Below are 21,539 nucleotides of genomic sequence, written 5' to 3'. Positions count from 1 at the left end.
TCCCGTAAATCATCGTCGACCCGAAATCAGGCCGACGCGTTCGCACGCGTTGCCGCCATTTGCATGAGGCGGCGTTCGAATTCCAGCTTTCTCTTCAGCAAACGCTGCTGCTCGGCGTAAGCTCCCTCGGGATCTTCCGCAAACCGCGCCGTCGCCTCTGCCAGAGCGGTCTCTATTGCGGGCTTTTCCACCAGCAATTCGATCGCCTGTACCAGTTCTCGCGTGGCCTCAGGCTCGCTGTTTCGATCGGACAAAAAGGCAAATTTCATGCCGCCGATCGTTTCCCTGTCGGGTAGCGCCAGTCCACGTCCCTGCAATATGGCCGCGATGTCGGACGATTCAAGCGGCGCCGAATCGATTTCCGCAGCGAATTTGCGCGTCTCGGCCAGTTCGAGCATCGCGTCGAGAACCCGGGCCTGTTCGCGATCGTCGGGATGCAGGCCCGCAAGCCGTTCGCCCGCATCGCCCAGCACCGCCGGATGGCGCGCCAGCCCGACCAGCAGCGCATCGATCAGTCGATTGCGCGCAGCGGCAGGAGTCAGCCGTTTCAACCTGTCCGACGGGGCGGTTATCACAGGGCGCGCGTTGAAACCCCTGTGGCCTTTCTGGAAGACCGGGCTTTCGCGGGGGGCGCGGGGGGGAAAGGCGAAAGCGCCATAATGCTCAAGGAGTTCGCGACGGTAAAGCGAACGGATGTCGGGCTGCTGGATCGTTTCGGTATGTTCGATCAGCCGCGCCTTCAGTCCCGCCTTGTCCTCCGGCGTGCGCAGGGGCTGGGCGTCGCGTTCGAATCGCCAGATCGCATTGACGAGGCTTTCGCCCTTGGCCAAAAGGTTCACCATCGCGGCCGCGCCGTCGCGACGGATCAGGTCGTCGGGGTCCATCCCCTGCGGCAGGGTGACAATCTGCAACGAATGACCGGGCCGCAGCATGGGTAAAGCACGAGTTATGGCGCGCAGGGCCGCCCGCTGGCCCGCGCTGTCGCCATCGAAACACAGCACCGGGACGGGCACCAGTCGCCAGATCAGTTCAAGCTGCTGTTCGGTCAGCGCCGTGCCCATCGGCGCGACCGCTTCGCCCATGCCGGCGGCGGCCAGCGCGATCACGTCCATATAGCCTTCGACCACGATGATGCGTTCGGTTTGGCGCGATGCGGCGGCGGCACGGTGCAGGTTGTAAAGCGTGCGCCCCTTGTCGAAAACCGGTGTGTCGGGGCTGTTGAGGTATTTCGGCGCATTGGGAGCGTCTGCAAGTATGCGACCGCCGAACGCAATGGCGCGCCCACGACGATCCTGGATCGGAAGCATCAGCCGGCCGCGGAACCGGTCGTAGGGTTCCTTCCCTTCGACATCGATCAGCAGACCCGCTTCGATCAGCATCGCCTTGGGATATCCCGACAGCGCATTGGCAATGGCCCCGCGATCGTCGGGCGCATAGCCGAAACCGAATTCGCAAATCGCCGTATTGGATATGCCGCGCCGTTCAAGATAGGCCCGCGCCTCCGCCCCGGCGGGAGAGGCGAGCATGTCCACGAACCATGCCTGCGCCGATGCCATGACGTCGTGCAGCGTCGCGCGTTGTTCCGCCGCCATGGCCGAACGCGGGTCGGGGGCGGGGACTTCCATGCCCGCTTCGCTTGCCAGTTCCTTTACCGCGTCCATGAACGGCATGCCGCGCTGATCGGTCAGCCAGCGAATCGCATCGCCGTGCGCACCGCAGCCAAAGCAGTGGTAGAACCCTTTTTCGTCGTTGACCGTAAAGCTGGGCGATTTTTCGTTGTGGAACGGGCAGCACGCCTTCCACTCTCGCCCGGCCTTGGTCAGGCGCGTAGTGCGGCCGATCACGCCCGAAAGCGTGATGCGGCTTCGCAGTTCATCCAACCATTGGGGGGAAAGCGCCATCGCCTACCCGTAACCTGAACGCGGCTTTTACGAAAGCGACGCGTGTTACGAATGCGACGCCTTCAGGACAGCGACGCTTTTACCAGCCCGCTCGCCTTGCTCATGTCGAGCTGGCTGCCGTGGCGCGCCTTCAGTTCGGCCATGACCTTGCCCATGTCCTTTACGCCGGTCGCGCCGACTTCGGCCTTGATCGCTTCGATCGCGGCGGTGGTTTCCGCTTCGCTCATCTGGGCTGGGAGGAATTCTTCGATCACGGCCAGTTCGCCTTCTTCGGCGGCGGCTAGTTCCTCGCGCCCGCCGTCGCGGAACATCTGAATCGATTCGCGGCGCTGCTTGCCCATCTTTTGCAGGACTTCGACGATCATAGTGTCGTCGTCCGGCAGCTGGCTTGCGGTGCGCAGTTCGATGTCGCGATCCTTTACCTTGGCAAGGATGAGACGCACGGCGGCGAGCCGGTCTTTATCCTTTGCCTTCATGGCGCTGATCTGTGCGGCCTTGAGGTCGTCGCGAAGCATGGGTGTGGTCTTTCTGTCGAAATGCGGTGGGATCGGTGCGGACGGTTGCCCGTGGATTGCCCGGGGATTGGCCGCCATTAGCGAAAAGAAACCGTTCCGGCCACCTTGACGGTACAGTTGCGCGTCTCTAGCGACCGAGCCTTAGCAAGCATCGCTGGAATCTCGAGATAACGGAGCGCCACTTTTATGGCCGACGCCGCACTTTCGCACGCGCCCAAACCCAAGGGAGCCACTGCCGTCATCGTCTTTGCCGACGGGCATGTCGCATGGGGCCGTGGCTTTGGGGCAGTGGGCGACGCGGTGGGCGAATTGTGCTTCAACACCGCGATGACCGGTTATCAGGAAGTGATGACCGATCCGTCCTACGCCAGCCAGTTCGTCTGCTTTACCTTTCCCCACATCGGCAATGTCGGCACCAACGCCGATGACGTCGAAGGGGCATGCGATGCGGCGCTGGGCTGCGTTGTGCGCGAAGATGTGACCGACCCGTCGAACTTTCGCGCGATGGGAGATTTTCCCGAATGGATGGCGGCCAATGGCAAGATCGGGATCGCCGGGCTCGACACCCGCGCGCTGACCCGCCGCATCCGGATACAGGGCGCGCCCAACGTGGTGATCGCGCACGATCCCGACGGCAATTTCGACCTCGCGGCTTTGCATGCCAAGGCGCAGGGGTGGCCGGGGCTCGAAGGGATGGATCTTGCCAAATCGGTCGCGCGGTCGTGCCACGAAGACTGGACCGGCGGGCACTGGACGCTGGGGCAGGGCTACGACACGCCCGGCGCAGAAGGTCGCCCGCATGTCGTGGCGATGGACTTCGGCGCAAAGGACAACATCTTCCGCAGTCTCGTGAAAGCGGGCGCGAAAGTCAGCGTCGTCCCGGCCGAAGCCACCTTTGACGACATTATGGCGCTGAAGCCCGATGGCGTGTTCCTGTCGAACGGTCCGGGCGATCCAGCGGCGACGGGCGTCTATGCGGTGCCGGTGATCAAGCGATTGCTCGATATCGACATGCCGATCTTCGGCATCTGCCTTGGCCACCAGATGCTGGCGCTGGCCGCAGGCGCCAAGACCGCCAAGATGTTTCAGGGCCACCGCGGCGCGAACCACCCGGTGCAACGCGTCGGCAGCCAATGGGGCGAGACCGAGGGACTGGTCGAGATCACCTCGATGAACCACGGCTTCGCGGTGGACGGCGACACGCTGCCCGCAGGAGTGATCGAAACGCACAAGTCGCTGTTCGACGGCACCAACTGCGGCATCGCGATCACCGGTAAGAAGGCATTCGGGGTGCAGTACCACCCGGAGGCCAGCCCGGGGCCGCAGGACAGTTTTTACCTGTTCGAGAAGTTCGTGGGTGAGCTTACTTGAACGACTTAAATCGCCTTGAATTTGACGTGCTTTCTGCAGTTCTCAAAGCGACTGACTGCTACGAAGCAAAAAATTCGACGTCTTTTGACGTCGAAAAGGGCTGGCTGTCCGCAACTCAGATTGCGGAATTAAGCGGTTATGAGGGTCCTAACATCCGAGTTCCTTTGCAAAATTTAACAAGCGATGGATTTTTAAATCGACGATCTCATCAGTCTGTCCACATTTTTAGGATCGCAAGAAAAGGTCGTGATCGGGTCAATCTCGCGCCACCTGATGAAAGCCAAGAATTTGCATCCATGAGCTCGAGTTGGACAGGTATCATCCAGCCAATTCAAGTACATCAGGTGATGGTGATTTTGTCGGACATGGAAGACGTATGTGAGCGCATCAGCAATAACCATGATCGAGCGCAGATATTTGGTCTCATCCGAGCGTTGGAAGCTCTTGTAAATTTACCAGACCCGCCCCGTCAGGGCGTCGTCTCGCTTGTCCGAGATCCGGCATTCGCAAATGTCGTACAAGTCGGAACTTTTCTTGCAGCATTAATAGCGGCGGTTAAACCATAATGCCCAAACGCACTGACATCTCCTCCATCCTCATCATTGGCGCAGGTCCGATCATCATCGGGCAGGCTTGCGAGTTCGACTATTCGGGCACGCAGGCGGTCAAGGCGCTGAAGGAAGAGGGCTACCGGGTCATCCTGGTGAACTCCAACCCCGCCACGATCATGACCGATCCGGAAATGGCCGACGCGACTTATGTCGAGCCGATCACGCCGGAATTCGTCGAGCGTGTCATCGCCAAGGAACGGCCCGATGCACTGCTGCCCACTATGGGCGGGCAGACCGCGCTCAACACCGCGCTGCGGCTGTTCGAAAGCGGCGTGCTGGAGAAATACGGCGTGACGATGATCGGCGCCGATGCCGATGCCATCGACAAGGCCGAAAACCGCCAGCGTTTCCGCGAGGCGATGGACAAGATCGGGCTCGAATCCGCGCGTTCGGGCGTCGCAACGACGCTGGAGCAGGCATATGCCGTCCTTGAGTACACCAACCTGCCTTCGATCATCCGCCCGTCGTTCACGCTGGGCGGAACCGGCGGCGGCATCGCCTACAACAAGGCGGAGTTCGAGAAGATCGTGCGCGAAGGGCTTGCCGCCTCGCCGACGACCGAAGTGCTGATCGAGGAATCGCTGCTCGGCTGGAAAGAATACGAGATGGAGGTCGTGCGCGACCGCAAGGACAACTGCATCATCATCTGTTCGATCGAGAATATCGATCCGATGGGCGTGCACACCGGAGATTCCATCACTGTCGCACCGGCGCTGACGCTGACCGACAAGGAATACCAGATCATGCGCACCGCCAGCATCGATGTGCTGCGCGAGATCGGCGTCGAAACTGGCGGTTCGAACGTGCAGTTCGCGGTGAACCCCGACGATGGCCGCCTGATCGTGATCGAAATGAACCCGCGCGTGTCGCGTTCGTCGGCACTGGCGTCGAAGGCCACCGGCTTTCCCATCGCTCGCGTCGCGGCGAAGCTGGCCGTGGGCTACACGCTGGACGAAATCACCAACGAGATCACGGGCGCGACGCCCGCCAGTTTCGAACCGACGATCGATTACATCGTCACCAAGATACCCCGGTTTGCCTTCGAAAAGTTCAAGGGCGCCGAAAACAAGCTGTCGACCGCGATGAAGTCGGTCGGCGAAGTGATGGCCATCGGCCGGAACATGAAGGAATCGCTGCAAAAGGCGCTGCGCGGGCTGGAGACCGGGCTGGACGGCTTCAACCGGGTGGAAGAGCTTGAGGGCGCGTCGAAGGACGTCATCACCGGCCGCCTGTCGCAACAGACCCCCGAACGCCTGCTGATCGTGGCGCAAGCATTCCGCGAAGGGCTGACGCTCGAAGAAATCCACGCCGTCACGAAATACGACAAGTGGTTCCTGCGCCACATCGAACAGATCATCGAAGAAGAAGCCCGCGTCGTGAAGAACGGCGTGCCCGGCGATGCCGAAGGTCTGCGCCGGCTCAAGGCGATGGGCTTTTCGGACAAGCGGCTGGCGACGCTGGCCGTGCGTTCGATCGGCGTGGCGGGCGGCATGGGCGAAACGCAGGCGAAGCGTTCGGGCCTTCTGCACGACACCCTGCGCGCCATGGCCGGCGGCACCAGCGAGGATGAAATCCGCAAGCTGCGCCACAAGCTCGGCGTGCGCCCGGTGTTCAAGCGCATCGACAGCTGCGCCGCCGAGTTCGAGGCGATCACGCCCTACATGTATTCGACTTACGAAGGTCCGCTATTCGGCGAGCCGGAATGCGAATCCAACCCCACGTCGCGCAAGAAGGTCGTCATCCTTGGCGGTGGTCCGAACCGGATCGGGCAGGGGATCGAGTTCGATTACTGCTGCTGCCACGCCTGCTTCGCGTTGGAAGAGGCGGGTTATGAAACGATCATGATCAACTGCAACCCGGAAACGGTGTCGACCGACTATGACACGTCCGACCGGCTCTATTTCGAGCCGCTGACGGCAGAAGATGTGCTCGAAATCCTGTCGGTCGAAATGTCGAACGGCGAATTGCTGGGTGTCATCGTACAGTTCGGCGGGCAGACCCCGTTGAAGCTGGCGGCCGATCTGGAAAAGGCGGGCATCCCGATCCTAGGCACGTCGCCCGATGCCATCGACCTTGCCGAAGACCGCGAACGCTTCGCCAAGCTGGTCAACAAGCTGGGCTTGAAGCAACCGTCGAACGGCATCGCTCGCAGTCAGGAAGAGGCGCGGGGCATCGCGGCGCAGATCGGTTATCCGGTGCTGATCCGTCCGTCCTATGTCCTTGGTGGACGCGCGATGGAAATCGTCGACGGCGAAGGCCAGCTCGACGAATACATGCAGACCGCCGTGCGCGTATCGGGCGATTCGCCGGTGCTGATCGACCAGTACCTTCGCGATGCCATCGAATGCGACGTCGATGCCCTGTGCGACGGCACCGACGTGGTGGTCGCCGGCGTGATGCAGCATATCGAGGAAGCGGGCGTCCATTCGGGCGATTCTGCGTGCACCCTGCCGCCCTACAGCCTGTCAGACGACATCATCGCCGAAATGGAACGTCAGGCAGAGGCGCTGGCCCATGCGTTGAAGGTCGTGGGCCTGATGAACATCCAGTTCGCGGTGAAGGACGGCGAAGTCTATCTCATCGAAGTGAACCCGCGGGCATCCCGCACCGTGCCGTTCGTCGCCAAGGCCATCGGCGATCCGATCGCGAAGATCGCGGCGCGTGTCATGGCGGGCGAAAAGCTGGTCGACCTTCCGCCCATCAAGCGCAAGATCGCCCATTTTGCGGTCAAGGAAGCCGTCTTCCCGTTCAGCCGCTTTCCCGGCACCGACCCGGTCCTCTCGCCCGAGATGAAGTCCACCGGTGAAGTAATGGGCATCGACAGCGACTTTACCGCGGCATTCATCAAGAGCCAGATCGGCGCGGGCGTGACCCTTCCCGAAGGCGGCGTGCTGTTCGTGTCCGTCAAGGACAGCGACAAGGATTTCGTCCTTCCCGCGGTGAAAAAGCTGGCTGAAATCGGCTTTTCGATCATCGCCACCGGCGGAACGCAGAAGTTCCTGACCGATCATGGTGTGGCGGTCGAACGCGTCAACAAGGTGGCCGAAGGGCGCCCCCATATCGTGGACCGGATCATCGACGGCGATGTGGCGCTGATCTTCAACACGACCGAAGGGTGGCAGAGCCTGAAGGATTCGGCATCGATCCGCTTGGCGGCGCTTGAGAGCAAGGTTGCGATCTACACGACGGCGGCGGCTGCCGTGGTTGCGGCTGACGCGATTGCGGCCCAACGCGGCGGCACGCTTGAAGTACGGTCGCTTCAGTCCTATTATGGCTGATTGATCGGTCTTCCCCCAAGAACAGGATTGTCGATCGCTCGTTTCCTTAAGGAGTGAGCGACCGGCTTTTTTGTCCCGGGAAAGACGTGGAACCGTAAAAGAACAGGGAATTGCATGGCGAGTATCGAAAAAGTCCCGATGCTGGCGGAAGGCTACGAACAGCTCACGGCCAACCTCAAGGTACTGCGCGAAGAGCGTCCCCGTGTCGTTGACGCGATCGAAGAGGCGCGTGCGCACGGCGACCTTTCGGAAAACGCCGAATATCACGCCGCGAAGGAGCGTCAGGGCCAGATCGAAGCTTCGATCGCGGATCTTGAGGACAAGATCAGCCGCGCGCAGATCATCGATCCCACCACGCTATCGGGCGACCGCATCGTGTTCGGCGCGACAATCACCATGCTTGACGACGATGACAAGCCGGTGACCTACCAGATCGTGGGACAGACCGAGGCTGACGCCAAGAAGGGCCGGATCAGCTATTCCAGCCCGCTGGCCCGCGCCTTGATCGGGAAGCGGGTCGGTGACGATATCGAAGTGACCGTGCCTTCTGGCGACCGGTTCTATCACGTCAAGAAGATCGAATTCATCTGATAAGAATATGGGCGCTGGCAAGGGTTCAACCTGCCAGCGCCCTCATTTTCAGCCACCGACCGCCGCGTCATAAAACTGGGCAGGCGGTTGTCGTGAGATCAGTCGACCGGCAGATCGGGCTGCAAAAGCTTATGCAGGTGGACGATAACGTATTTCATCTCCGCATCGTCAACTGTGCGCTGCGCGTTGGCGCGCCATGCGGCTTCGGCGCTGGCGAAATCGGGGAACACCCCGACGAGGTGAACTGACGGCAAATCGGCAAATTCGAGCGTGCGCGGATCCTTGACCCGGCCACCCATCACAAGATGCAACTTCTGCGTCATGAGAAGGGGTCCATTTCAGTTAAGGGAGATGACCGCCCCATCGTTGAGGTCGATCCGTGCCCGACCCTCTAAACATTATTCGGCCCGGCGCAAGGGATGCGCCGGGCCGAATTTCCTAGCTTCCTATTGGGATCGACGACCGCAACGCTGTCAGCGCTTGATCTTGCTCGCCAAGGTCTGCGCCTTAGATGCAGTCGCTTCACCGGCACGCTTCACGCTCTTAAGGATCGACGCGCCAGTGCCGGTCGCACTATCGGCTATGTTGCCGCCGGCAGCGGCGAAGCTTTCGCCGATCTCGCCAAGTTTCTCCTGGCTCGTATGGGCGGCCTCTTCGGCCATCGACAGCATGCGGCTGCCGTAAGTCGCGGCCAGTTCGGCGACCAAGCCGCCAAGCGCCATGGTGCTGCCGCGCAGCTTGCGACCGGGCTTGCCGGGCAAAGCAAAGGCGATCGCGGCGCCAGCGACGATTGCGCCGGTTATCGCCAGCGCGGGATGGTCCTTCACGAATTGTTTGGCAGTGCCGGCGGCCGCACGGGCCTGCTCCTCTGCCTTGGCGAGGGTGGGCCCGGTTTGCTCGGCAATGCGCGATTGCGCGGCCTTGATGCGATCGCCGAGCGTCTGCGCCTCGAGCTCAGGCTGGGTCGTCAGATTGAGCGGGATGGCAGGCGAATTGCTGGTGGACATGGGATTGTCCGACATGGGATTGGCTTCAGTCATGGCGAAAATCCTTTGGGTTCGTTCGTTTAGGTTCGTTACTGCCGAATCAATGCAAGCGACCAAATTGGGTTCCGCATAAGTCAGCGGTCGTCAGGCAGTTTCGGCGTCTACTTCTATTTCGTTACGTTCGTCGTCCGGGCGAGCTTCTCCATCGGGGTTGTCGCCCATGCCTATTATGGAGGTAACCAATGCGATGATGGGCTTGCGCAAAAACCAACCGGTTAGCACCAGAGCGCCTGCCGTTAGGACAGTCTTGTGCCGACCGGCAGTGTCCACTGCTTCGTCGGCAAGCATTCGTCCGTCTTCGGCAATTCGATTGACGACGCGCTTGCCCACGGATGCCGCACCAAGATCGGCTTTGACCATATTGCGCTGCGTGTCGAACACCGTGCGCGCGGCGCGGCGAAGGCGCTTGGCTTCGATCACATCGGATTCGGTCATGCCGGGTCCTTTTCGTCGGTAAGCACAGCCTTCAATCTAGCAAGGCGGGACTTTCCCTTTGAAGCGAAAATCCAGGCCACGACCAACAAGCTTACGGTCACAACCGCAGTCGAACCCCAATAGGTAATGACTTGGCCAAGTGCGAGAACGAGACCCACGACAAGTGCCATGGCTGCGAAAAATGCAACTACGCCGGCAATCGCAAAATTGATCGCGATCCGTTGCCCTTCGGCAGCTCCGTAGAGCACACGCTTCTTGTGGAAGTCGAATTCGGCCTCGGCAAGCAGTCGCCCGTCAGAGACGAGCGCCTTGATATCCTCGGTCAACGATCTTTCGATCGCCGGGTCGGACACTTGCGAAGTTTCCGCTTGATAGCGGGTGCTATCCAGCATGGCTCCCGATTCCTTTGATGACTGACGTGGCAAAGACTGCGTTGAGCGAGTTGGGCGGGGGACCAACTTATTTCGAACGGAACAACCGTGCGAGCAAGTAGCCCGCCCCGACGGCAACCGCGATGGCCGTGCCAGGGCTCTTGCGAACCATGTCACGCGCGTCAGCGCCAAGTTCCTCTATGCTCTTTGTATCGAGCTTCGTGGCTCCCGATTCGAGGCTACGTGCTGCCGAGCGGGCGTAGTCGCCATACTTCACGCCAAGCTTCTCATCGAGCGTCGCCGCATTGTCGGTTGCAAGCCGGCTCAACGAGACGAGGGCTTCGCTAGTCTTTGCCTTCGTCTCGATCGCGATTTCGGTGGCCTTGGCCTTGGCCGTCTCGCCATAAGCGGCGGCGTCGCCCTTGAGCTGCTCGCTCTTTTCACCGGCGCGGCTCTTGTAGGTGGTTGCCTTGGTCTTGGCGTCGGCCTTCAAGGCGTCCGCTTTTTCAAGGGCTTCGGCCTTCAACGCGGCGGCGCCTGCCTTGGCTTCGTCCAAAGCGGCCGAAAAGCGGCTCTTGGCTTCGGCGCGGTGGGGATTGCTCGTCGCATCCGGCGTGGTCGGTTCGATCGGTTCGGCCATCTTTTCCATCTTTCTTCCTGTTCTCCGCCCGCGGATCGAGCGGACCCTTCATGATTTCCGGCGAACAGCAACATGCCGTTCCCATTTTGCCTGACCAACGGCTGTTGCCAGCGATTGTTCCGCCATCTATCGGCACCAACCATAGCATATCGGCGGGCGCGATGCGTGCCGATCCGTGAAATTACAGGAAGGCATGCAGCATGACAGTCATCATCGATATCCATGGGCGTGAAATTCTCGACAGCCGCGGTAATCCAACGGTGGAAGTCGATGTGCTGCTCGACGACGGTTCGATGGGACGCGCGGCGGTGCCTTCGGGCGCGTCGACCGGCGCGCACGAAGCGGTCGAACTGCGTGACGGCGACAAGACCCGCTACATGGGGAAGGGCGTACAAAAGGCGGTCGACGCCGTGAACGACGAGATCGCCGACGCCCTGCTCGGCCTCGATGCCGAAGATCAGCGCGACATCGACCTGACGATGATCGCTCTCGACGGGACCGAGAACAAGGCGCGGCTTGGCGCCAACGCGATACTCGGCACGTCGCTGGCGGTGGCCAAGGCTGCGGCCGATGCGCGGGGTCTGCCGCTCTACAGCTATATCGGCGGGGTTTCGGCCCATGTCCTGCCGGTGCCGATGATGAACATCATCAACGGCGGCGAACATGCCGACAACCCGATCGACTTTCAGGAATTCATGGTCATGCCGATCGGCGCTGAATCGCTGGCCGAGGCTGTGCGTTGGGGCGCGGAAATCTTTCACACGTTGAAAAGCGGCCTTGCGCAAAAGGGCCTCTCGACCTCTGTCGGAGACGAAGGCGGCTTTGCCCCCAACCTTGCCAGCACCCGTGATGCGCTCGACTTCATCATGCAGTCGATCGAAAAGACAGGCTTCAAGCCGGGCGCGGAAATCGCCATCGCCCTCGATTGCGCCAGCACCGAATTCTTCGCTGACGGTCGTTACGACATCGCGGGCGAAGGGCTTTCGCTGAACGGTTTCGAAATGGCCGATTACCTTGCCGACTTGTGCAACGCATACCCGATCCGCTCGATCGAGGATGGCATGGCAGAGGACGACTTCGAAGGCTGGAAGGCGCTGACCGACAAGATCGGGCACAAGGTCCAGCTGGTTGGCGACGATCTGTTCGTAACCAATCCCAAACGCCTGACGATGGGCATCGGCGAGGGCCTTGCCAATTCGCTGCTGGTCAAGGTCAACCAAATTGGCACGCTTACCGAAACGCTGGAGGCGGTTGCGATCGCGCAGCGCGCCGGTTACACTGCAGTTATGTCGCACCGTTCGGGCGAGACCGAGGACGCGACGATCGCAGACCTGGCTGTTGCGACCAACTGCGGTCAGATCAAGACCGGGTCGCTCGCCCGTTCGGACCGGCTGGCCAAGTACAACCAGTTGATCCGCATCGAAGAAGAACTTGGCGGATCGTCGTTCTACGCCGGTTCCGGTTGCTTCGGACGCCTCGCCTGATCGGCAACGAGAAAGCGCCCCGGGAGGCAATTGCGGTCTTGGTAAAAGCGCCCTAGAAGGCGCACTTCGCCACGTTTCTGCCACAATGCCACCGGGGTCCGCTCTTGCGTCCGACTTTACTGTCTGCCTCGCTTCTGCTGCTCGCCTCGATCGGGCTGGCGGCGGGCTGCTCTTCGGGCAATGACGAGCGTGCCGCAACGGTGCAGGGGACAGGCGTCGGTGTCGATCTGGACGCTATGGATAAGGCAGTTGCGCCCGGCGACGACTTTTTCCTCTATGCCAACGGCAATTGGTACCAGACCACAGAAATCCCGGCCGATCGCAATTCCGTGGGTGTGTTTCCCGATCTTGCCGCGAGTATCGAACAGCGGATGCAGGAAATCGTGGCCGGACTTCCCGCAAGCAAGCCCGAAGCGGGCACCCCCGAATACCTCGTCAAAACGTACCATGACGTTTTTGTCGATGCCGCAGCCATAGAGAAATCGGGGCTGGGGCCGGTGCGGTCGCAACTTCGCGCCTTCGATGCGATCGAAACGAACGAGGATCTTTCCCGCGCGCTTGGCAAGCAATTGCGCGCCGATGTCGATCCTTTCAACTGGGCCGATATCCGGACATCGAACCTTTTCGGCCTGTTTGTCAGCGCACCGTTGAGCGGCGGCCTGAATCAGCCCTATCTCCTGCCCGGCGGACTTTCGCTCCCATCGCGCGAATATTACACCGGCTCCGGTGGCGCGATGCGGCAGGCGAAGGAAGCGCTGCGCCGGAATATCGCCCGCACGCTTTCGCTCGCCGGTAGGGATCGCGCGGCGCAGCGGGCCTCGGCGGTGCTGGCGCTGGAAACGAAGATCGCGGCGGCCAGTCCGACCGAAGCAGAGCTTTACGATTTCATCAGCGCGCCGTCTTCGTGGCAGCAGGACCAGTTTGGGCGCAAGGCTCCGGGTCTCGACTGGCCGGCATTTTTTGAAGCTGCCGAACTTGCCGACGCGGACACCGTCATCGCCTATCGCGGCGAAAATATTGGCAGGCTTGCCGCGCTCGTCGGCTCCGAGCCGGTCGAGACATGGCGCGACTGGCTGACATATCGTCATCTGGCCGACCATGCCGAAGTCTTGCCTGCCGAATTCGACCGTGCGGCTCTCGAACTCGACGCGGCAACGACAGGGGTCAAAACCCGAGCCTCGCGCGACAAACGGGTTTTTGCCGCCCTCGACGAACATCTGGGGCCAGCAATGGGTCAGCTCTACGCTGTGCGCTTTTTGCCCGTCGAGCATCGCCGCGCGATCAAGGGCATGGTCCAGACCATAAGGAAGGCCTTCGCAGCGCGCATCGATGCCGCTGACTGGCTCTCGCCCGAAAGTCGGGATGAGGCATTGGCAAAGCTCGATTCCATGCGGGTCGGCATCGGACAGCCTGGCGTGGGCGAAGACTATTCCGACTTCGATCCGAAAGGGAAGGGTGCCTACGCACTAACCGTCGCGTTGGAAGGCAGGGCATACCGCCAGCAGGTCGCCAAGCTGGGCAAGCCGCAAGATCGAGACGAATGGTGGATCAGGGCCAACATGGCCAATGCACTCAACCTGCCGCTTCAGAACGCGATCAACCTTCCAGCAGGTTTGCTGCAACCCCCGATGTACAATCCCACTGCCGACGCGGCGGCAAATTATGGCGCCATTGGTGCGGTGATCGGCCACGAAATGAGCCACGGCTTCGATGCATTGGGCGCATCGTTCGACCGGGACGGCATTCTGAGCAATTGGTGGAGTCGCGAGGAAATGGCCGAATTTTCCCGGCGCGGCGCGGCGTTGGCAAAACAGTACTCCGCCTATCACCCTTATCCCGGCGTCGTCATCGATGGTGATCGCACTCTTTCGGAAAACATGGCCGATCTTGCCGGGCTCGCCGTGGCCTACGATGCTTACAAGGGATCGCTTGACGGGCGAGAGCCGCCTGTGATCGAGGGGCTGACCGGCGAACAGCGCTTCTTCATCGCCTATGCGCAGAGCAATCGCGCCAAGGACCGGCCCGAAGTCGAACGCAATGGCCTGCGAACACTGGCCTATTCACCCGGCCGCTATCGCGCGCTGACCGTGCGCAATATCGACGCATGGTATCGCGCGTTCGATATCCAGCCCAAGGCGCGGCTTTATCTTCCGCCCGAAGAGCGCGTCAGTATCTGGTAATCACCGTTACCGACGCCGTTGGGCGCCGGCTTAGTTCGCGAACCTGGCTTGAAGGTCGAGCAGCACGAGCGCCGCCTTTGCCGCTTCGCCGCCCTTGTCCTTTTGCGCGGGATCGGCACGGACCAAGGCCTGCTGTTCGTTTTCGACCGTCAGGATACCGTTGCCGATCGCGATGCCATCCATCGTCAGAGCCATGATGCCGCGCGCACTTTCGCCCGCCACGATTTCGAAATGATAGGTTTCCCCGCGAATGACGACGCCGATCGCGACGAAGCCTGCGTAACGGCCGCATTCGGCTGCCATCGCGATCGCGCCGGGCAGTTCCAGCGCGCCCGGAACGGTCAACACTTCGACATCATGTCCCGCCGTTTCCAGCGCAGTCTTCGCGCCGGCGACCAGCATATCGTTCAGGTGGTCGTAGAAGCGAGCCTCTACGATGAGGAAGCGAGCCATGGAATTCTCCGCGAAAAAGGCGTTATTCAGACGTCGATCGGGCGTTCGCCAACGATGGTGAGGCCATAGCCTTCCAACGCGACGAGCGAATGGTGCGAGTTGGTGAGCAGGATCATCTGTTGCACGCCCAGTTCGGTCAGGATCTGCGCGCCGACGCCGTAGTCGCGCAATTCGTCCATTTCGGGGGCCGGGCGTGTGCCCGAATGCATGTCGATCATCCGCGAGAGGAAATTTGAGCCGCGCCGGTTGATCGCGACCACCACGCCTGCGCCTTCTTCCGCAATGATCTGCATCGAGCGGGCCAGTTCGCCGGTCCGCGGGCCATCCTCACCCAGCAAGTCGCTGAAGGTGTTGATAGCATGCATGCGCACAAGTGTAGGCTTGCCTGCATCGATATGGCCAAGCGAAAGTGCCAGCGTCTCTTCGCCGGTTGCCTTGTTGTAAAAGGCATTGGCGGTCCACTTGCCCCCGAACCGGCTCACGAAGCGGGTTTCCGCACGCTTTTCGACGATATGATCGTGCTTGCGGCGATAAGCGATCAGGTCGCGGATCGTGCCGATCTTCAAACCGTGTCTTTGCGCAAACTCGGTCAAATCATCCATTCGCGCCATCGTGCCGTCGTCGTTCATGATCTCGCAGATCACGCCGGAGGGATTGAGGCCGGCGAGGCGCGAAATATCGACCGCGGCTTCGGTATGGCCGGCACGGATCAGCACGCCGCCTTCACGCGCGACCAGCGGGAATACATGGCCCGGCGTGACGATGTCGTCGCGAGACTTGCTGGAATCGATCGCCACGCTGATCGTGCGGGCCCGGTCACCGGCGCTGATGCCAGTGGTCACGCCTTCGCGCGCTTCGATGGAAGTGGTGAAGGCAGTTTCATGCCGCGTGCGATTGTTGCGGCTCATCAGTTCGAGGCCGAGTTCGTCGACCCGCCCGCGCGTCATTGCCAAACAGATCAGGCCGCGACCGTATGTAGCCATGAAATTGATCGCCGACGGCGTCGCCATCTGCGCGGGGATGACCAGATCGCCCTCGTTTTCCCGGTCCTCGTCATCGACAAGAATGAACATGCGACCGTTGCGGGCTTCGTCGATGATCTCTTCGGGGGTAGCCAGAACGGGCCTGTCATCGTTCGAAAGAAGGAACGCATCGAGCTTGGCTAGCGTATCGGCGGTGGGGTTCCATTGCCCCGACATGCAATCCCGTAAACTGTTGGCATGGAGACCGGCGGCACGCGCGATCGCGGTGCGGGTCATCACGCCTTCGCTAATGAGATCCCTGATTCGGTCCTGGGTCGAGCGGTTCATCGTTAGTGTCATGAGGCCCAGATTGCACATTGCAATGTGATATTCAACAGCCATCACGATAAAATGTGATTAGCGCATCGCGTTGAACGAACATTTGGCATCTAAGTTCTTGAAACCATGACGGCATATGCCTGAATCAAAAAGCCCCGCCATCGAGGCGGGGCTTCCGAATTCGGTCTGATCGCAATCAAACGTAGGGGAAAAGCAGGTTCTTCAGCGGTTCCCACCAGAATCCAACAATAAGGTCGAGCATAAGAGGCCTCCGTTCTTGAGACCTCCACGTTAACCACAGATTTTAAGGTTAATAAAGGCTTAATTTTCTGTCGGGTGTGTCGACGACAGCTGTAAGTAACTGAAGGAACTGTGGAAGGAACTGGGGTTTCCCCAACAGGTACCCCTGACCCATCTCGCAACCAAGGTTAAGCAGCATTTCGCGATCTTCGTCGGTTTCGATACCTTCGGCGATCAAGCGCATGCCGGCCAGATGTGTGGTTCGCGACAGGCCGCTTATTACCATCCTGGCCCGTTCGCTATGCTGTGCCAGCACGACAAAGCTGCGATCGATCTTCAATTCATCGCAGGGGAGCGACACGAGGAGTGACAAGTTGGCTTCGCCAGTGCCGAAGTCGTCGAGCGCGACGTGATAGCCAAGTCGTTGCAAGGCCAACAGGTTGCGTGACGCTCGCTCGATGCTCGGAATGCGCGCGGTTTCGGTAATTTCAATCGTGATCCATCCGGGATGCCCGCCGCCAGCCTTGATGTTTTCTTGGACGAAGGCGACGAAATCGTCGTCCGAAATGATTGTGGCCGATACGTTGACGCTCACGCGGATGTCGTGCGGCCCGGTCTTCTGCGCGGCGCGTGCCCCCAGGCGAAGCGTATGGGCTGTCAGCGGCTTGAGCCTGCCGGCCCGTTCGATCTGCGGGATGAATTGCGACGGGCTGATCACTCCACGTTCGGGGTGGCGCCAGCGCACGAGCGCCTCGACTCCGACGATCGCTCCGTCATCAAGCCTCGTCTGAGGTTGGAAGGCGAGATATATCTGTTCCTTGGCGATGGCCTGATCGAGAGATGCAAGCAACGACAGCTGCCAATTTGCGTCGAAGCCGTCCTGCTCGCTGACATAGGCGATATGGGTTGGGCGTTCCGATGCTTTGTCCGAGGCGACGACAGTTGCGCTAATGGCTTGGCGAGGCTTTTCGATCGAGCAATCGAGGAGGCCGAACGAACAGCTGAAGTCCAATGTACGATCGCCAACCATGATCGGTGCGCTTGTCAGCGCAAGCAATCCTGCGACGTGGCTCTTGGCCGTTTCCAGCTCCTCGAACCAGGCGAAGTGCCCCGAGGTGTCGGTATAGACCCGCTGGCTTGATCCGACCGAAAGCCGCTTGGCGATCTGGTGCATGAATTCGGAGTGGCGTGCCGGTTCCAGACTGGCGAGTATCTCTTCGAATTTGGCCACCTTGGCGATTACTAGCCGTCCTCGTGCCGAAGCGTAATCATCTTCCAGCGCATGGAAATTAGGCAAACCGGAAATACGTTCTGTCCCTGCGGCCACTTCGCGCTGGTGAGTGCGAAGACGCATTATGAAAAAGATCATCATCATGCAAACCGCGCTTCCAAGCGCGACGACAGGTCCGAATGGAGCGATGAGCATGGGCAGCGCCACTACCAGTACCGAAACGATTGCGTACATTCGGCGTCGGGGGCGGCGAGGAAGCAGTGTCGCGGTATATAACAACAACAAGGCTATCGAAAAAGTGAGAAGGTTCGATACCTCGAGCGGAGGTCCCGCGCGCAATGTCTCTGCCGCGACGATATCGACCAGGATCGATGGAACCCAGACCCATTTGTTCGGTACGAGCGAGGTCTTGTCGAGCGACCCGGTGGAAGCGCCGATCACAACGCGCTTGCCGGCCAGCGCCTCGCGCATTTCGGCGTTCGCATCGAGATCGTCCAGCGGATAGACGCGAATGTCGTCGATATCGTAGCGATAGTCGATCAGGACCGGGCCTTCGATATTTTCGACGCCCGATATGGCGGCCGCAAACGTCCGGTACCGGCGGTCTGCCACGGTCATGTACGTTTCGACGTAGGGCCTGAACTTGGTAGGCAACACGCGATCGGACTGGATCGCTTCGGTCACACGCGGAAAGGACGCCCGTCGATCGACCCGGATGCCATCGGAGTTGGCTTCTGCTGCGTACGTTATCGGCCAGCCGATGGTTACGGGGGCAGTGCTGGCGGCGGTGGCATCGCGCAATGCCTTGATGCCGGCATCGGACTGGACGAACCGGCCTTCGATAAACACGGCTTGTGCCCCTGCGCGGGATGCGATGGTCACGGCCTGTGCCTGCCGTTCGGCGATCGAAACGGCCGAAAAGCTGCGGTCGTTGGCGATATCGACCAGAACGATTTCGCCCGAAGTCTGTTCATGCGCGATAGCAGAGCCGACCCAGCGCGGGAGATGGTCGATAAAGAGGGGGATATAGACGACGTACAGGATCCAGGCGGCAAGCGCGCTTGCCGCCAACTGGTAAAGCCGGGTCATCTCTTGCGAGGAGGCGCGGCGTGCCGAGAAGGACCACGGAGATGTCACGCGGGATAGCCTATCCGACGTTGGTTAACTTTTCGCTGACAAATCCACGATTTTTCTCTGCACCCAAAGACCATAACGGTGGTTAACGGGACGGTGAGAATTCGACACTCAGTCCGGCTTCGTCGTGCCAGCTTTTGTTGCGCCAGCCTTCGTTGCGTCGAGGCCAACGTTGCCGTTGCCCTGTTTCGCTCGGTCGTCGCCAGCCTGGGCTGTGTCATCCTCTCCACTGGTCGGAGGCATGACCGTTACCTCAACCCTCCGGTTCCTAGCGCGCCCTTCTTCGTCCGGAGTCCCGTCGAGCTTGGCGTTGGGTGCGACAGGGCGCATCTCTCCAATCGGGATAATCGTTATATTATCAGCGGTTGCGCCAGCCTCTTCCAGTGCCTTGGCAACAGCCTCAGCCCTGCTGCGGGAAACGCGAAGATTGGCCTGGTCGTCGCCCACGGCATCGGTATGGCCCCGAAGCAAGATGTCGCCGCCCAGCTTGAATTGGCTGGATGCGACGATTTCGGCAATCGCTTTTTCCGCCCCAGCTGACAAGCTGGTGCCGCCTTGAGCGAAGGGCACGCTTATCTCCAGAGGCTCGGTTGGGATGCCGTCATCGACGACGGGTTCGGCGTTTTCGCGCAGGATTGAGATGGGCGTGGCGGTCGGACCTGTGTGCGATATGGCAGTCGAGGCCGGCGCGTCGTCAGGGTCAGCTGTTCGGTCGCAGGCCGCCAAAGTTATGGCCGCAACGGAAATAAGGGCGATGATACGCAACGGTACTTCCCTCTTGTGCGAGACTTCGCTCATGCCGGTTTCGCCTCCACCTTGGATTGGCCGCGCGACTTTTTCTCGCGTCGGGCCTGAACTCGTTCGAGATCCGGCTTTTCTGGCGGCGAATACGAAATGACCGTATCGCCGGCCGACGGAGATGGGCGCGATGCGTGCGTGAAAAAGCGCAGCTTCCCATCCTTGCGGATTAGCAGAAGGAAGTCCGCTTCGGTTGGCAACGCGGCGCGGGCAGCATCGAAGTCGAACTGATCGGATAGCCGCGTCTTGCGAAATTCCCACCCGGCGACCTGTCGGCGATGCATCTCATTCATGTCGACTCCCGACTGGAAAAGGGCGCGGCCGCGGATCGATGGGGGGAGCGAACGCGGATCGTCAGGATTACCCGCCTCGCCAAGCTGGTAAACCGAATCCCGCCCGATTTCAGGAGCGAACTCGTTACAGACGAGCGCATTATAGGCCTCGTTCTCGGTCGCGGCGACAAGCACCTGAAATTGCGAGAGATCGAGCGAGTGTTCGGTCGCTTCTGCCAGGATTTCGCCGTGATAGGTGGCCAGCCCCTGCTGCCGCGCACGCGACAGGCGCCACCAGCTGGTATCGGCGATCGTCACCGGAACATCCATCTGCGTCAGTTCGCGGGCAAGGGAAATCGACCACGGCGTCGCTCCGACAAGCAAGATGCCAGGCGTCGTCGAACCCGTCACGTTCAGCCAGCGGGCGACAGGAAGGACGGTAAATCCATGGGCGACGATCGTGGTGACGCATACTGCGAACGAAAGGCTGATCAGGATCGTGCCGTCGCCATATCCCAGATCCGACAGGCGCAGCGCAAAGAGACCCGATATTGCCACCGCGACAATGCCGCGCGGCGCGATCCAGGCCAGGAAAATCCGCTCGTTCCAGGGGATGGAGCTAAACGCGAGGCTGAGCAGGACCGTCGCTGGGCGAACAAGGAACAGGATTGCCAGCAGGAACAGCGCGAACTGCCATTCAAGCTCGCGCAGCGTGTCGAAATCGAGCGATGCTGCCAGCAGGATGAAAATGCCGGACACGAGGATGACCGCGATGTTCTGCTTGAATGGATGGATATCCCGCAGCGAATCTACCTTCATGTTGGCAAGGGCGATGCCCATCATTGTCACCGCAACGAGGCCGGTTTCCTGTTGGATAAAATTGGTGCCGACAAACAGCGAGATTACCACAACCAACAGAACCGGCGCTTTGAGGAATTCGGGGACCAACCCGCGCGGAAATGACCACGCGATCAGCCATGCCGCGGCATAGCCCAACGCAGCGGCGGCGGCAGTCGCGAAAACCAGCATCGGAACGACGTCGAGCAAGGTCGCGCCGCTGGCCGACGCGCGAAAGTATTCGTAGGCGAGCACGGCGCACATGGCTCCGAACGGGTCATTGACGATCGCTTCCCATTTCAGGATCGCCGACGGCCGCTGGGCGACGCTGGATTGGCGGAGCATGGGCAGAACAACGGTCGGGCCGGTCACGACCAATATGCCCGCGAACAGGATGGCGACCGGCCAGACCAGCCCGGCGACGTAATAACACGCGAGCGAGCCCAGCAGCCAAGCGATCGGCACACCGAACACGACGAGCCGCCAGACCGCGCTGCCGGTCTTGCGCAATTCCCGGAAATCGAGGCTGAGCCCGCCTTCGAACAGGATGATTGCAACGCCGATCGAAATCGCCGGCTCCAAAAGGTCGCCAAAAGCGTGATGCGGATCGAGAAGGCCGAGCAGTGGCCCGGCGATGAAACCGGCGCTCAGCATCAATACGATTGCCGGCCAGCCCGTCCGCCAAGCGACCCATTGCGCGCCAATACCCAGTACGCCGACCAGCGCGATTACGATTGCCTGTTCTTCCATTACCGCTTTGCTGCCACGTTATGCCCTGTGGGGCAACGCGACGGGATGGCTCTTGACCCTGACAAAGGGTTTGAGGACAGTGCGTTGTTCGTCGTTTTGC

18 protein-coding genes are annotated in these 21,539 nt (G+C 60.7%); 6 read left to right on the top strand and 12 right to left on the bottom strand.

What is annotated here, in order from left to right; translation table 11 throughout:
- Nucleotides 1-26: 26 nt before the first annotated feature.
- Both dnaG and EKN06_RS03180 read right to left on the bottom strand, forming a co-directional pair.
- Nucleotides 27-1,901 carry a DNA primase gene (gene dnaG, locus EKN06_RS03185; RefSeq protein ID WP_127611404.1) on the bottom strand — a complete coding sequence of 625 codons (1,875 nt, stop codon included), beginning with the start codon at nt 1,899-1,901 and terminating at the stop codon, nt 27-29.
- Between the two features lie 62 nt (nt 1,902-1,963).
- Entirely contained in the window at nt 1,964-2,416 is a 453-nt protein-coding gene (locus EKN06_RS03180; RefSeq protein ID WP_127611403.1) for a GatB/YqeY domain-containing protein, read from the bottom strand.
- 186 nt (nt 2,417-2,602) lie between these two features.
- Here EKN06_RS03180 and carA point away from each other — a divergent pair, with 186 nt between their 5' ends.
- From carA to greA, 4 genes are all read left to right on the top strand, one after another.
- Nucleotides 2,603-3,787, top strand: a complete 1,185-nt coding sequence (gene carA, locus EKN06_RS03175) for a glutamine-hydrolyzing carbamoyl-phosphate synthase small subunit (protein WP_127611402.1) — start codon at nt 2,603-2,605, stop codon at nt 3,785-3,787.
- A complete protein-coding gene (locus EKN06_RS03170) occupies nt 3,784-4,353 on the top strand; it encodes a hypothetical protein (RefSeq protein ID WP_127611401.1) in 570 nt (189 codons plus the stop codon). The genes carA and EKN06_RS03170 overlap by 4 nt, the downstream gene beginning before the upstream one ends.
- Nucleotides 4,353-7,676 (top strand): carbamoyl-phosphate synthase large subunit, encoded by a 3,324-nt coding sequence (gene carB / locus EKN06_RS03165; protein ID WP_127611400.1) that lies wholly within the window; start codon nt 4,353-4,355, stop codon nt 7,674-7,676. Before EKN06_RS03170 ends, carB begins: the two co-directional genes overlap by 1 nt.
- Nucleotides 7,677-7,790: 114 nt before the next feature.
- Nucleotides 7,791-8,267: a transcription elongation factor GreA gene (gene greA / locus EKN06_RS03160; protein WP_127611399.1), complete on the top strand. Its 477-nt coding sequence runs from the start codon at nt 7,791-7,793 to the stop codon at nt 8,265-8,267.
- Nucleotides 8,268-8,365: 98 nt separating this feature from the next.
- On the opposite strand, the gene EKN06_RS03155 is transcribed toward greA, so the two are convergent.
- The 5 genes from EKN06_RS03155 to EKN06_RS03135 form a co-directional block, all read right to left on the bottom strand.
- Nucleotides 8,366-8,590: a DUF4170 domain-containing protein gene (locus EKN06_RS03155; RefSeq protein ID WP_127611398.1), complete on the bottom strand. Its 225-nt coding sequence runs from the start codon at nt 8,588-8,590 to the stop codon at nt 8,366-8,368.
- Between the two features lie 150 nt (nt 8,591-8,740).
- On the bottom strand, nt 8,741-9,307 hold the full coding sequence (locus tag EKN06_RS03150) for a hypothetical protein (protein ID WP_127611397.1): 567 nt from the start codon (nt 9,305-9,307) through the stop codon (nt 8,741-8,743).
- Nucleotides 9,308-9,397: 90 nt separating this feature from the next.
- The gene (locus EKN06_RS03145) at nt 9,398-9,748 is read right to left on the bottom strand and encodes a hypothetical protein (RefSeq protein WP_127611396.1); all 351 of its coding nucleotides are present in this window, start codon (nt 9,746-9,748) and stop codon (nt 9,398-9,400) included.
- Nucleotides 9,745-10,140: a phage holin family protein gene (locus tag EKN06_RS03140; protein ID WP_127611395.1), complete on the bottom strand. Its 396-nt coding sequence runs from the start codon at nt 10,138-10,140 to the stop codon at nt 9,745-9,747. The genes EKN06_RS03145 and EKN06_RS03140 overlap by 4 nt, the downstream gene beginning before the upstream one ends.
- Nucleotides 10,141-10,207: 67 nt before the next feature.
- A complete protein-coding gene (locus tag EKN06_RS03135) occupies nt 10,208-10,768 on the bottom strand; it encodes a hypothetical protein (RefSeq protein ID WP_240654572.1) in 561 nt (186 codons plus the stop codon).
- 191 nt (nt 10,769-10,959) lie between these two features.
- Here EKN06_RS03135 and eno point away from each other — a divergent pair, with 191 nt between their 5' ends.
- Both eno and EKN06_RS03125 read left to right on the top strand, forming a co-directional pair.
- Nucleotides 10,960-12,243, top strand: coding sequence for a phosphopyruvate hydratase (gene eno, locus EKN06_RS03130; protein ID WP_127611394.1), 1,284 nt, complete (start codon nt 10,960-10,962; stop codon nt 12,241-12,243).
- A 104-nt stretch (nt 12,244-12,347) separates the two neighbouring features.
- On the top strand, nt 12,348-14,423 hold the full coding sequence (locus tag EKN06_RS03125) for a M13 family metallopeptidase (RefSeq protein ID WP_127611393.1): 2,076 nt from the start codon (nt 12,348-12,350) through the stop codon (nt 14,421-14,423).
- A gap of 30 nt (nt 14,424-14,453) precedes the next feature.
- Here the strand turns inward: EKN06_RS03125 and ribH are convergent, their stop codons facing one another.
- From ribH to EKN06_RS03100, 5 genes are all read right to left on the bottom strand, one after another.
- Nucleotides 14,454-14,876, bottom strand: coding sequence for a 6,7-dimethyl-8-ribityllumazine synthase (gene ribH, locus EKN06_RS03120; protein WP_127611392.1), 423 nt, complete (start codon nt 14,874-14,876; stop codon nt 14,454-14,456).
- Nucleotides 14,877-14,902: 26 nt separating this feature from the next.
- Nucleotides 14,903-16,186 carry a 3,4-dihydroxy-2-butanone-4-phosphate synthase gene (ribB, locus tag EKN06_RS03115; protein WP_127611391.1) on the bottom strand — a complete coding sequence of 428 codons (1,284 nt, stop codon included), beginning with the start codon at nt 16,184-16,186 and terminating at the stop codon, nt 14,903-14,905.
- A gap of 301 nt (nt 16,187-16,487) precedes the next feature.
- Nucleotides 16,488-18,785: an EAL domain-containing protein gene (locus tag EKN06_RS03110; RefSeq protein WP_127611390.1), complete on the bottom strand. Its 2,298-nt coding sequence runs from the start codon at nt 18,783-18,785 to the stop codon at nt 16,488-16,490.
- A gap of 108 nt (nt 18,786-18,893) precedes the next feature.
- On the bottom strand, nt 18,894-19,580 hold the full coding sequence (locus EKN06_RS03105; RefSeq protein WP_127611389.1) for an OmpA family protein: 687 nt from the start codon (nt 19,578-19,580) through the stop codon (nt 18,894-18,896).
- On the bottom strand, nt 19,577-21,439 hold the full coding sequence (locus EKN06_RS03100; RefSeq protein WP_127611388.1) for a cation:proton antiporter: 1,863 nt from the start codon (nt 21,437-21,439) through the stop codon (nt 19,577-19,579). The genes EKN06_RS03105 and EKN06_RS03100 overlap by 4 nt, the downstream gene beginning before the upstream one ends.
- Nucleotides 21,440-21,539: the final 100 nt, after the last annotated feature.

It is taken from the genome of Croceicoccus ponticola, assembly GCF_004004515.1.
Taxonomy (GTDB): Bacteria; Pseudomonadota; Alphaproteobacteria; order Sphingomonadales; family Sphingomonadaceae; genus Croceicoccus; species Croceicoccus ponticola.
Note: the sequence above shows the minus strand (reverse complement) of the source record. Positions and strands in the feature narration are given on the sequence as shown.

Bases quoted from the DNA above. Each gene is read 5' to 3' on its own strand.
- EKN06_RS03140 (WP_127611395.1), bottom strand. From the start codon at position 10,140: ATGCTGGATAGCACCCGCTATCAAGCGGAAACTTCGCAAGTGTCCGAC.
- greA (WP_127611399.1), top strand. From the start codon at position 7,791: ATGGCGAGTATCGAAAAAGTCCCGATGCTGGCGGAAGGCTACGAACAG.
- EKN06_RS03155 (WP_127611398.1), bottom strand. From the start codon at position 8,590: ATGACGCAGAAGTTGCATCTTGTGATGGGTGGCCGGGTCAAGGATCCG.
- EKN06_RS03150 (WP_127611397.1), bottom strand. From the start codon at position 9,307: ATGACTGAAGCCAATCCCATGTCGGACAATCCCATGTCCACCAGCAAT.
- ribB (WP_127611391.1), bottom strand. From the start codon at position 16,186: ATGAACCGCTCGACCCAGGACCGAATCAGGGATCTCATTAGCGAAGGC.
- EKN06_RS03135 (WP_240654572.1), bottom strand. From the start codon at position 10,768: ATGGAAAAGATGGCCGAACCGATCGAACCGACCACGCCGGATGCGACG.
- eno (WP_127611394.1), top strand. From the start codon at position 10,960: ATGACAGTCATCATCGATATCCATGGGCGTGAAATTCTCGACAGCCGC.
- EKN06_RS03100 (WP_127611388.1), bottom strand. From the start codon at position 21,439: ATGGAAGAACAGGCAATCGTAATCGCGCTGGTCGGCGTACTGGGTATT.
- EKN06_RS03145 (WP_127611396.1), bottom strand. From the start codon at position 9,748: ATGACCGAATCCGATGTGATCGAAGCCAAGCGCCTTCGCCGCGCCGCG.
- EKN06_RS03105 (WP_127611389.1), bottom strand. From the start codon at position 19,580: ATGAGCGAAGTCTCGCACAAGAGGGAAGTACCGTTGCGTATCATCGCC.
- ribH (WP_127611392.1), bottom strand. From the start codon at position 14,876: ATGGCTCGCTTCCTCATCGTAGAGGCTCGCTTCTACGACCACCTGAAC.
- carB (WP_127611400.1), top strand. From the start codon at position 4,353: ATGCCCAAACGCACTGACATCTCCTCCATCCTCATCATTGGCGCAGGT.
- EKN06_RS03180 (WP_127611403.1), bottom strand. From the start codon at position 2,416: ATGCTTCGCGACGACCTCAAGGCCGCACAGATCAGCGCCATGAAGGCA.
- carA (WP_127611402.1), top strand. From the start codon at position 2,603: ATGGCCGACGCCGCACTTTCGCACGCGCCCAAACCCAAGGGAGCCACT.
- dnaG (WP_127611404.1), bottom strand. From the start codon at position 1,901: ATGGCGCTTTCCCCCCAATGGTTGGATGAACTGCGAAGCCGCATCACG.